11 protein-coding genes are annotated in these 11622 nt (G+C 62.5%); 8 read left to right on the forward strand and 3 right to left on the reverse strand.

Going from position 1 to position 11622, the window contains the following annotated elements; translation table 11 throughout:
* Positions 1-37: 37 nt before the first annotated feature.
* From NGM68_RS18085 to NGM68_RS18095, 3 genes are all read left to right on the forward strand, one after another.
* Positions 38-1774: a cobyric acid synthase gene (locus NGM68_RS18085; RefSeq protein WP_252699611.1), complete on the forward strand. Its 1737-nt coding sequence runs from the start codon at positions 38-40 to the stop codon at positions 1772-1774.
* Positions 1775-1920: 146 nt separating this feature from the next.
* Positions 1921-3288: a bifunctional metallophosphatase/5'-nucleotidase gene (locus NGM68_RS18090; RefSeq protein ID WP_252699612.1), complete on the forward strand. Its 1368-nt coding sequence runs from the start codon at positions 1921-1923 to the stop codon at positions 3286-3288.
* A 260-nt stretch (positions 3289-3548) separates the two neighbouring features.
* Positions 3549-3959, forward strand: coding sequence for a universal stress protein (locus NGM68_RS18095; RefSeq protein ID WP_252699613.1), 411 nt, complete (start codon positions 3549-3551; stop codon positions 3957-3959).
* A 395-nt stretch (positions 3960-4354) separates the two neighbouring features.
* Here the strand turns inward: NGM68_RS18095 and NGM68_RS18100 are convergent, their stop codons facing one another.
* Positions 4355-5347: a mechanosensitive ion channel family protein gene (locus NGM68_RS18100; RefSeq protein WP_252699614.1), complete on the reverse strand. Its 993-nt coding sequence runs from the start codon at positions 5345-5347 to the stop codon at positions 4355-4357.
* A gap of 128 nt (positions 5348-5475) precedes the next feature.
* On the opposite strand from NGM68_RS18100, the gene trmB reads away from it, so the two are divergent.
* Positions 5476-6534, forward strand: a complete 1059-nt coding sequence (trmB, locus tag NGM68_RS18105; protein ID WP_252699615.1) for an HTH-type sugar sensing transcriptional regulator TrmB — start codon at positions 5476-5478, stop codon at positions 6532-6534.
* Between the two features lie 223 nt (positions 6535-6757).
* A complete protein-coding gene (locus NGM68_RS18110; RefSeq protein ID WP_252699616.1) occupies positions 6758-7849 on the forward strand; it encodes an aminopeptidase in 1092 nt (363 codons plus the stop codon).
* A gap of 189 nt (positions 7850-8038) precedes the next feature.
* On the opposite strand, the gene NGM68_RS18115 is transcribed toward NGM68_RS18110, so the two are convergent.
* The gene (locus NGM68_RS18115; protein ID WP_252699617.1) at positions 8039-8713 is read right to left on the reverse strand and encodes a hypothetical protein; all 675 of its coding nucleotides are present in this window, start codon (positions 8711-8713) and stop codon (positions 8039-8041) included.
* A gap of 122 nt (positions 8714-8835) precedes the next feature.
* On the opposite strand from NGM68_RS18115, the gene NGM68_RS18120 reads away from it, so the two are divergent.
* From NGM68_RS18120 to NGM68_RS18130, 3 genes are all read left to right on the forward strand, one after another.
* Positions 8836-9228 carry a ribbon-helix-helix domain-containing protein gene (locus NGM68_RS18120; RefSeq protein ID WP_252699618.1) on the forward strand — a complete coding sequence of 131 codons (393 nt, stop codon included), beginning with the start codon at positions 8836-8838 and terminating at the stop codon, positions 9226-9228.
* A gap of 72 nt (positions 9229-9300) precedes the next feature.
* Positions 9301-9540, forward strand: coding sequence for a DUF5816 domain-containing protein (locus NGM68_RS18125; RefSeq protein ID WP_252699619.1), 240 nt, complete (start codon positions 9301-9303; stop codon positions 9538-9540).
* A gap of 190 nt (positions 9541-9730) precedes the next feature.
* Entirely contained in the window at positions 9731-10036 is a 306-nt protein-coding gene (locus tag NGM68_RS18130) for a DUF7116 family protein (RefSeq protein WP_252699620.1), read from the forward strand.
* A gap of 32 nt (positions 10037-10068) precedes the next feature.
* Here NGM68_RS18130 and NGM68_RS18135 read toward each other — a convergent pair whose 3' ends face one another.
* On the reverse strand, positions 10069-11277 hold the full coding sequence (locus NGM68_RS18135) for a pyridoxal-phosphate-dependent aminotransferase family protein (RefSeq protein WP_252699621.1): 1209 nt from the start codon (positions 11275-11277) through the stop codon (positions 10069-10071).
* Between the last annotated feature and the right edge of the window lie 345 nt (positions 11278-11622).

Raw genomic sequence — 11622 nt, forward strand, 5'->3', positions numbered from 1 at the left:
ACACCGAAGACCCTCGCCTGCGACCGTCCGGTGACGAATGGCACGGACGATCCTCGTCGCCGGCACCGCGAGCCACGTCGGGAAGTCGACGGTGGCGTCTGGATTGTGTCGAATCCTCGCCGACCGCGGCGTTGCCGTCACGCCGTACAAAGCCCAGAATATGAGCAACAACGCTCGCGTCGTCCCGCGAGTGCTCGGCGCTGAGTCGGTTCGTGGCATCGACGAACGGATCGGGGGGACGAGCGACTCTGCGAGCGGTGATACGGAGGGCGACGGGGCAGCCTGGGGCGAAATCGGCGTCTCGCAGTTCGTCCAGTGCCGGGCGGCTCGAGTCACCCCGACGACGGACGTCAACCCGGTGTTGCTCAAACCCACCGGGGACGGCGAGAGCCAGCTAATCGTCCAGGGACGGGCCGTCGGCTCGTTCAGTGCCGGCTCCTATTACGACGATTGCTGGGCAATGGCTCGAGGCGCGGCCGAACGTTCCTACCGAAGACTCGCCGCCGAGTACGACGTCGTGATCGCCGAGGGGGCCGGGAGCATCGCCGAGATCAACCTCCACGATCGGGATCTGGCGAACGTCGAGACGGCACGGTTCGCCGACGCCGATATCATCCTCGTGGCCGACATCGAGCGCGGCGGCGCGTTCGCCAGCCTCTACGGCACTCTCGAGCTCATGCCCGACGACCTCCGCGATCGAGTGTGTGGCGCGATCATCACGAAATTCCGAGGGGATGCGTCCCTCCTCGAGTCCGGTATCCGCCACCTCGAGGAACGGACGGGCGTTCCGATACTGGGCGTCATCCCGGCAGCCGACACCGGATTGCCCGAAGAGGACAGCGTGAGTCTTCCCTCCCCGGACGAGGGTCGCATTCGCGGTGCCGACGACGGTGTTCCCGACGAGCAGTCGATTACGATCGCCGTGCCCCGGTTCCCCCGGCTCTCGAACGCGACCGACCTCGAGGCCCTGCGCGCCGAACCCGGTGTTCGCCTCGCGTACGTGCCTCTCGAGGGGGCGGGTGTAGGGTCGCCAGGTTCGGGTTCCGGTCGCCAGCAACCGTCGCTCGCGAACGCCGACGCCGTCGTCCTCCCTGGTAGCAAGAACACGGTCGACGACCTGCGGGCGGTGTACGCCGCCGGCTTCGATGCGGCGCTCGAGCAGTTCGACGGCCCGATCGTCGGCCTCTGTGGCGGCTATCAGATGCTCGGCACCCGGCTGTGTCACGTCGAGCGCGAGGGGACGGATCTGAACGCGTCGGCTGCTAATTCTGCTCCCGACAGGAACGAACGAGCGCACCAGGGAACCGGCAACGAACTCACCGGCCTCGGTCTGCTCCCCGTCGAAACCACCTTCGAACCGACGAAACACCTCGAACAGGTGACCGTCCCGGTCGACGGCACGGCGTCGCCCCTGCTGGCAGGCGCTGCGGGAACGGCGACGGGCTACGAGATTCACGCGGGGCGAACGCGCATCCTCGAGCCATCGGCTGTCAGTCACCCGCTCGGCCCGGAAAGCGCCGCCGCTGGCCTCGTCCTCGGCACCTATCTCCACGGGCTCTTCGACAACGATGGCGTCCGATCGGCGTTTCTGGACTGCGTTCGTCGTCGAGCGGGCGTTCCGACGGGGGAGGTACTCGCGGACAGCTACTCGGAATCGGAGCGCGCTGGTCGAACCAGCGATCGATCGGGCGCCCCTCGAGCGGGCTCACCGTACGACCGCGCGCGTGATCTCATCGACGCACACGTCGACCTCGAGGCGCTCGAGTTGGGGTGAGGAGGATGTTGTACCAACGTACCCGTCGATCGCCCCTACAGGATCTGTGCTCTGCGGTACGTGCTACAACGACCCCTCTGAACCTGCAACGATCCCACTGAACCGACGGAGCCAAGAGGGAACCGTCGAAACCACCGTCGACTACCGTGCCCGTTCGTCTCCTCCAGTACTCCGACGTCGAAAACGCCTGCGACGACCCGCCCCGAATCGGTCGACTCGTTGCAGCTCTCGAGCACTTTCGTGACGACGAGACAATTCTCCTCGGTACCGGTGACAACACCGCCCCCGGCGTGTTACCGCTCGTCACCGACGGGAAGCAGGCGCTCCGGTTCTACGAGGCGATCGACCCGGACGTCGAAACCTTCGGCAATCACGACTTCGATTTTGGGGTCGAGGCGACCCGTGAGATCGTCCGGAACTCGCCACAGCAGTGGGTCACCGCAAACGTCAGACGAAACGGCGCGCCCTTCGCTCACGACGTCGGCGTCGAGCCGTGGACGCTGCTCGAACGGGCAGAGGCGACCGTCGGCATCACCGGCGTGACGACGCCGCGGACGGCGTCGTTGAACCCGATGGCGACCGGCCTCACGTTTCGCGACCCGATCGAGGCCACTCGGGAGGCGATTTCGGCACTTCGGGACGCGGGTGCTGACTCCGTACTCGTCTGTTCCCACCTCGGGCGGGGCGACGACGCGTTGGCTCGGAAAGTCGACGCGGACGTGATCCTCGGCGGCCACATTCCGAGCGCCCGTAACGAGGTGATCGACGGAACGCTCCTCACCAGACCCGGCGACGGCGGCACGGCGGTCGTCGAGGTCGAACTCGACGATGACGGCCCGACCGCGGCGATTCACCCGACGACCGAGTTCACCCCCACTCGAGACGTGGTCCACTCGTTTGAGGCCCTCCAGTCGACGACAGGCCTCGACGAGGTGGTCGCCTCCGTCGACGAGCCGATGGATCGGGGTGAGACGACGCTCTTCGGAGGGGAGAGTCGACTCGGGAACTTCGTCACCGACGCCTATCGCTGGAAGACCGGTGCCGACGTCGCCCTTCAGAACAGCGGCGGAATTCGGACGGGAACGACGCTCTCGGGCGATGTGACGGCCGCCGACGTGATCGGGCTCGTTCCCTTCGACGAACCAATTGCCGTCGCCGAAGTAACCGGACGCCAACTCCAGTGCATCCTCTCGGAGGCCGCCGGTCTCGAGCTTGGCTTTGCCGAACCGGACTGGTGGCACGGTCAGGTCAGCGGCGTGACCCTCGAGTGGAACCCGACCGACCACACCGTCGACGTTCGACGAGTCAACGGCGATTCGCTCGATCCGGATGGACGCTATCGACTCGCAACGTCCGATTACCTGTTTCACACCGACGACGAGTTCCCGTCGCTTCGGCCGGCAGACCGAATCGAGAAGACCGAAGGCAGCCAGTACGACGTGTTACTCGAGTACGCCCGCCACCGGGGGGTGGAAACGCCGCTCGAGGGGCGTATTCGGCGAATCGATCGATAATCGCCCATACTCCAGCATGCATAGTCAAACGGTATAATATTTATAGCAGTGGCTACCGAAAGGTGAAACGGACTGGTACCACGGACTACAGTGATTGTCGACGTACACGAGCAATACTCGAGAAGGGGACTCCAACAGACCGTCTGGGGCAGGTGATCCTGCGTGCAGCGTTAAGCCAACGGGCAGAGAGGTAGGGTACCATTGCACAGGAGTAGTCACGAGTGAAACGTTTACCAACACGGGGCGCGTTTCCACTCGTGATGACGCTGGTCGTGGTGCCCGTTCGATATCCCCTGACGAATCACTCTCGTCGAACCCTCGAGGAGGCCATCGAGGTCGCTCGAGAGCGAGATGCGGCGTTGACTGTTCTCCATGTGAATCTCTACCAGAACGGGAAGAGCGTGACGCGGACGGATCTGAAAGACGCCGTCGAGCGCCAGTTCGGTCGCCTCGATAACGCCCGCTACGTAGTTCGCCCCGGCTTCCTCGTCGAAGAGAGCATTCTGGACGAGGTCGCCGCCGAGGAAGCCGACGTCGTGGTCATCGGTAGCAAACAGGCCAGTCGATTGCGGCGGCTGTTCCGCCGGTTTACCGACAATCCGGATATCGAGGCGTATCTCAACACGCACCTCGAGTGTGACGTGATCACGGTCGAGCGGGCGATGGCCTGAGAGTGATACGTGGAACGCTCGAGCGTGACCGTCTCCGCTCGAGTGTCTCAGGACCTCCAAGAATTGCTATGAGTTCGGATCGAGTCCTCGAGTGAACACCGCCGACGACTGCGGTTCGAGGCACACGGGTTTCTGGCACACCCACTTCATCGCTTTCTTCGTCGTTTCGTGTGGTCTATAGTGGCCACTGCACGTCATTGTACACCTGATCGTTAGACGTGTCGGCGATCACCGGATGAATCGGTGCAGTTGTTACGCTATTCTTCAGCCTCCTCGGGGCAGCGTAACTCGCTCGAATGCCGTCATTCTCCCAGCACCGTGTCCCTCGCTAGAGGGCCGTGACGATTCGCCTCGAGAAATCGCTGTCGACCGCTCCGACGGATTCATCCGGGATATTACCGGTCGTCGGCACTGATCTCCCCTTCGGCCTCGTGGTTCCCCGTCGTGTGGGCCACTTCCGTGCTCGGATCGACCCGTGCCACGTGTGCCGTGCCGCTCGTGTCGTCGAAGACGTGGTGACGGTGTGGGTACGCGAACTCGATCTCCTCGTCGACGAATCGCTGGCGTACTCGCCGTTGGACGTCGGATTGAACGACCGTGAGTTTGTACGGGTGTTTGGCCCAGAACCGCAACTTGAGCAGGATGCCGTTATCCCCGTACTCGACGACATCACAGGTCGGCGAGGCGGCGTATCGAGCGCTCCCGATCCGGATGTCGGGGCCGCCGGCGATCACGTTGTCGACGCTTCGAGCACCCCGCTCGGCCACGCGAATTGCTCGCTCGAGGTCGCTCTCGTAGGTGATCTCGAAGGTGACTTCTACCCGCGTCCGCTCGTCCTCGGCGGAGTAGTTGATCACGTCCCGGCGGTGAATCTCCGAATTCGGGATGACGATAAACGTGTTCTCGAGGGTGAATATCTTCGTGTACCGGATCGTGATATCTTCGACGAAGCCGCGATGCCCCTCGTCGGCGACTTCGATCATATCACCGATTTCGAAGGGGCGGTCGGCGAGGATGAACAACCCATTGATCAGACTACCGATCAGCGGTGCGAGCACGATCGCGATCACCGCCGAGATAACGGTCACCGAGAGCAGGATTTCCGCACCGCCGAGCCCGAGAACGCTCGCTGCAACCAGTGCCGTCAGCGCAATAATCGAGATGCGAACCCCCCGGAGTACCGTCCGGGTCACGCTCGGGCGCTCGATTTTCTGGGCCACCGTCCGACCGGTGAGCCTGACGGCAACCTTCGACAGGTACCATCCAATGACGAGGATGAGGAGTGCGAACGCGACGTCGACGAGCACCGACGGTATAATCTCGGGGACGTACGAGCGAACCTCCTCCCCGAGGGCCGTCTGATTGCCAGCCGTCGCGTTCTCGCTCATACCCCCACTGTTATGCGCACGCTGGTTAAGCGTTCTGACGGATACGCACGTCTCACAACTGAATTCTGGAATGAGGTGCTACTCGAAGCATAATAAATGATTTAGCACTCGACTCGAATGAGCACTGTATGGCAACAGACGAACTGCGCTCGACGGTCGAACGCGTGGGCGATCGGTTCAATCTCGGGGAGTACGAGATCGATGCCTACCTCACCGTGCTGGCTCACGGCCAGCTCACCGCGAGTGAGATCGCCGACCGAACCGACATTCCACAACCGCGCGTGTACGACACCGTCCGCAGCCTGAGCGACCGCGGCCTGGTCGAACTTCGCGAATCGCGACCGATGCAGATCGTCGCGATCGATCCAGGCGATGCTTTCGACGACGTCCAGGACGCCCTCGAGGAGATGGTCGACGAACTCGAGGCCCGGTACACCGCGCCGGCCAGGGAAACCGAGGCCGTCTCGCTGGTGAAATCCCGGTCGACGATTCTTCGGTACCTCGAACAGATCATCGAGCAGGCCGAGTACGAGCTGGCACTCTCGCTGACGCCGGATCTCCTGAACCGCTTCGAAGACCAGCTTCGAGCCGCAACGGCCGACAACGTCAGCGTCGATCTGATCGTCACTCCGGCCTCCGAAGCGCCCTCGCCCGAGGAGTTCGAGTACCGCTCGGTTTCGACGACCGCTCGAGCACGGCGGGGCATCACGACCCCGGTGATCGCCGTCGCCGACGGCAACTACTCGATCTACGCCACCCAGGACGCCCTTCGGGACGATCAGGATCGCTACGGCGTCATCTTCAACCGCTCTGCGCTGGGCTTTCTCGTCTCCGGGTTCTTCGGTACCGTTCTCTGGACGACCGCCGAGACGACCCTCGGCGAAAACGGCGAGGGTCGCCCCTACCCGCGAACCTACGCCTCGATCCGTCGCTGCGTGAAAGACCTCATGGAATCGGGTGGGGAGTTCTACGCGACGATCGAAGGGCGGGACGTCGAACAGGGTGGCCCCCGAACGGTTCGCGGCCGAGTCACCGATGTCGCCTTCGAGATGACCGAGGAGGTCGCCAGCCTGACCATCGAAACCGCCGACGGAACGGTCACTATCGGTGGCCGCGTCGCCGCTCTCGAGGACGTCGAGGCCCACGAAATCCACATCGGTCGCCACGAACCGCCGACGCTCGAGTGATCTATCGGGCTCGATGAGACCTGGGTCAGACCGTGGGTCTCGAACCTGCACCAAACGGCCAGCTGGGAGCAACCGTCGACGACGGCAGAATCGACCGTCACGACAGCCAAATCGGACAGTGTCAGTCGAATCGGACAGAACTATTTGAATCGGACGGAACCAGCTACATCCCATCCACTGTCAAAGAAGAAAATACTTGACTGGGCTGTCAGAAGGACGCGGTATGGATCCACGCATCCGCGAACACGCCGAAATCATCGTCAATCACTCCGTCGACGTGCAACGAGGCGACAACGTGCGAATCAGCGCCCCGCCGCTCGCTCGCGACCTCGTGATCGCCCTCCACGAACTCCTCGGTGAGCGAGGTGCCCACCCGTCCCTCTCGCTTCGAGACAGCGCCGCGACCCGCGCATACCGACGAGCCGTCGACCCGGAGGATCTCGAGTGTCCGAGCCACGTCCTCGCCGCCGCCGAGGAGACGGACGTGTTCATCGCGATCCGGGCGTCCGAGAACACGTACGAGACGAGCGACGTCGATCCCGAGGTGACCGCCGCCTTCGGCCAGGCCTACAAGCCGATTCAGGACGAGGTCATGGGCAAGCGGTGGGTGGGCACCCAGTTCCCCGCGCCGGGGAACGCCCAGGACGCCGAGATGAGTACCGAGGCATACGAGGAGTTCGTCTGGAACGCGATCACCAAAGACTGGGACGCCCAGCGTGAGTTCCAGCAGCAACTCGTCGAGATTCTCGATCCCGCGGAGACGGTGCGGATCAAAAGCGGCGAGGAGACCGACCTCACCATGTCCATCGCGGGCAATCCGACGGTCAACGATTACGGCGAGAAGAATCTCCCCGGCGGCGAGGTGTTCACCGCGCCGATCCCGGACAGCGTCGAGGGCGAGGTACTGTTCGATAAGCCGCTGATGGCACAGGGTCGAGAGATTACGGGCGTCTACCTCGAGTTCGAGGACGGCGAAGTCGTCGATCACGCCGCCGAGAAAAACGAGGACGTGCTCTCGACCGTCCTCGAGACCGACGACGGCGCGCGTCGCATCGGCGAACTCGGCATCGGGATGAACCGGGACATCACCGCGTTCACGTACAACATGCTGTTCGACGAGAAGATGGGCGATACCGTCCACCTGGCGATCGGTCGCGCCTACGAGGAGACCGTCGGCGAGGACAACGAGGGCAACGACAGCGCCGTCCACATGGACATGATCGTCGACATGAGCGAGGATTCGTTCATCGAGGTCGACGGGGAAGTCGTCCAGCGCGACGGCACGTTCCGGTTCGAGGACGGCTTCGAGGCGTAATCGAGATCTTTTTGCTACAGATTTTTGCCGGGAGAACCGTGTCCGTCCGCAGAAAGCGTCGGCTTGAGCCCCCTGATCTGTGAGTCTCGAGTCCAGTTGGGTGTGCGATAGTCGAGGACGGTAGACGCTCACAAAGTGGAACGAGCAGTGCCCTCGTCGACTATCTGTGACTCGAATTCGGGAAGCGAGTTAGAGCCGTCGCATAAATTCGGGCAGGATACCGCGTTCACCCGTCCCACCACCGGCCGGTGTCGGTTCGACACCAGGCCGATCGACGCTCGATTCCTTACTCGAGGTCGCTCCGTCGTCGCCTTCGTTGCCTTCATCGGATTCCGGTGCCTCGTCGTCCCCGAGGGCATCAGCGTCCGCCTCAGCCACGGCGGATTCGAACTCCTCGCTGGTTTCGGGACCGAAGTAGTACGGTTCGACGGGATCCAGATGCGCCATCAACTGCAGATTTGCATACCCTGCGACGACCAGCGCGATTGGGAAAATCACGTCCGGAAAGAGGATGACGAGGAAAATGGCCAGCGGTGAGTAGACGAAGTAGGCTGCAATTCGAAACCACGTGCCGACGTAGCCGTCGACGACGTAGGTGTAGAGTCCGTACACGCCGATAATAACCCCGATATCGAGATAGAGTCCGACTGGCATCCAGACGCCGCCCGCGAGCACCGTGTGGGTGTACAGCGCAATCGCACCGGTCAGCACGGTCGCCCGATTGACGTAGGTCTCATCGAGAGCCATCCCGAAGACGAGGATACCCAGCTGTAACACTGGGGCGGCGATCCACCACGGCAACGATTCTACGATGAGTCCCGAGTACACGTCATCCTCCCTGGTCGCTCGTGTCCTCGAACTCACGCGTAACGTTAAAACGTTCGTGCCGTTTCGGGTCTCGATACGAGTCTCGAGTCGACCACAACCTATCAGATGACAGATTAGATCCGCAACAATAATGCTCTTGTAACAGCCTGGTGTAATGTATGGCCAAAGATACCGTCAGATATCCCGACGACGTGGTCGAGGAGATCGACGCACTCGTCGACGACGGTATGTTCGAGAGCAAATCGGAGTTTTACCGATTCTCCGCGGAGTACGTCCTGACGCTGCTCAATCCCGACCACGAAGTCGAGACGTTCAATTTCGACGAAATCAAAAACGAGTTGAACATCCATCAGCCCCCACACACCGAACCCATCGGCACCGACGGCGGTACGTTCTTCCTCGATGCGATCATCACCGTCCGGAAGTTCGGCCTCCGGGGCAACTACGAGGACGCCGAACGGTTCATCGACACCCACTACGATCAGACCGATCAGGAGTGTATCATCCTCGAGGAACTGCTCGGCACGTATCGGGACGGGGCGAACGCCTGACCGCTCGCTGCCACCGGTTCCGAGCGCTCCCGGAAAGATAGTCCTTTACCCACCGATTGCTTACCCGCGGCTATGCAACCGGTTGTGATCGACGACGGTCGGACGGTCTACGTGGCGGAGACCGACGGGGACATCGGCTCGAAGGGGCCGTTTCTGATCGCCTACGAGAGCCGTAACCGCGAGTCACGCTACGGCTGGTTCTGTACGAACTGTGAGACGGTGGACACCGCGATGGATTCGATGGGACGTATCCAGTGTAACCAGTGTGGAAACCTGCGGAAACCGACCGAGTGGGACGCTGCCCACGAATGAGCCACTGACTCGAGTTCGGACCACACCTTCAAATCACCCCGTCGAGTTTTCACGCTCGAACTCGAGTGTGACGTCGACCACCCTCTGCTCGAACATACGCCCGTTCTGGAAGGGTGTCCACAACGTTCGGACCTATGCAAATGTTTATCATGGTAACCGTTGTAACGATAATTGAATGGGCTCTGTTAACATGCGACTCGTCGAACAGGCCAGGTCGATTTTTGCAGAACTCGGCTACACAGTCGAGGGCAACGGGCCGGACTTCCGAGCAGAACGCGAGTGGAAGGTCGTTCACGTCAACGCCGTCTACGACATGGAGAACCTTCCGCGTGGCTCGGGACAGTTCCACTGTTTCGTCGCCCAACCCGAAGACGCAGACGAACTCGAGGAACGCCTTCACAGCCTCGATCCGGCGTACGAGTGGGCGATTATCGTCGTCGACGGCGAGGAGTATCAGGTCGAACGAGCGCCGCCGGGGCCAACCGTAACCGCCTGACTACCCGGATTCCTCGTTCGCGATCCGGTTTTTTACCGCAGCGCTTTCCGACACGCAGCGACGCCGCCCTCCGGATCCACGTCCGCGCCGAGCGACTCGAGGGAGTCCCCGAGCGCCGTCACGACGAGGGCCACGTTTTCGGGTCGTGCGGAGTAGCCCATACAGCCGATGCGGAAGATCTCACCCGCCAGATCGCCGAGTCCGCTCGCGATCTCGAGATCGTACTGCTCGAGCACGTCGGCACAGACCTCGCCGTCATCGACCCCGTCGGGGACGCGAACGGCGTTGAGGCTCGGCAGCCAGTACTCCTCGGGGGCGTTCATCTCGAGCCCCATCCCTTCGACGCCGGCTTTGAGCGCGCCCGCGAGACGGCGATGACGCTCCCAGCGGTTCTCGAGGCCCTCTTCGGCGACCAGTCGAAGCGCCTCTCGGATCGAGTACACGTTCGTGATCGGAGCCGTGTGGTGGTACGATCGATCGTCACCCCAGTAGCCCTCGAGCAACGAGAGGTCGAGGTACCACGACCGGGGGGACTCCTCGCGGCCGAGCACCTTCTCCATGGCATGGTCCGAGAGGGTGAGCGGACTGGCTCCCGGCGGACAGGAGAGACACTTCTGCGGGCCGGAGTAAGCCACATCGATGCCCCACTCGTCGACCTTCAGCTCGACGCCGCCGAGGGAGGTGACGGTGTCCGCGATGACCAGCGCGTCGTGGTCGTGAGCGGCAGCCGTCAACTCGGAAACGTCCGGCTGGACGACGCCCGTACTGGTTTCGGCGTGAATAAATCCGAACACGTCGGGGTCGTGTTCGGCCAACGCGTCCGAAACGTCCGCTGGCTCGAGGGGCTCACCCCACGGGGCGTCCACTTCGACGATGTCGCCGCCCGCGCGGCGAGCCATCTCGGCCATCCGGCCGCCGAAGTAGCCGTTGGTGGGGACGAGCATCGTATCTCCCGGCTCGACGACGTTTCCGATCGCCGCCTCCATCGCCGCCGACCCCGTCCCGGAGACGGGAATCGTCCACTGATTGTCCGTCTGGAAGGTGTACCGGAGTAACTCCTGCACTTCGTTCATGATCTCGATAAACGAGGGGTCGAGGTGTCCCACGAGGGGCGTACTCATCGCCCGCAGCACGCGTGGGTGGACATCGCTTGGCCCTGGCCCCATCAGCGTTCGGGTCGGCGGTGTGAGTTCGCCGACCGACGGTGCCGATTCGCTCGAGTCGCCGCTAGCTGGTGGCATACTACACTCTGGACTCGGGATCACCAAAAACGTTCACTCCGCGGCGAACGAGATGCTATCGTAGCTACTGGAAGTCGTTGTACACGTGATCGCCAGACGCATCGCCGATCAGTGTGTACATCGTTTCAGTCGTTACTATACCTCCGCTGATATAACGAGAGGAAGTGATCTCGATGGACGTGCTGTACGCAGGGCTCGCCCGAGCAGCGAATCCGCTGTCTCGTTTGTGAGGTGAAATCGCACACGGTGACCCGTGTGAGGATGGCCCATGCCCCGCCGTCTCCCTGCGAACGTGAATCCGTGCCCTTAAGTGTGTGACCACGAAACGATTCTATCCGTAAGAAA

It is taken from the genome of Natronosalvus vescus, from assembly GCF_023973145.1.
GTDB classification, from domain to species: Archaea; Halobacteriota; Halobacteria; order Halobacteriales; family Natrialbaceae; genus Natronosalvus; species Natronosalvus vescus.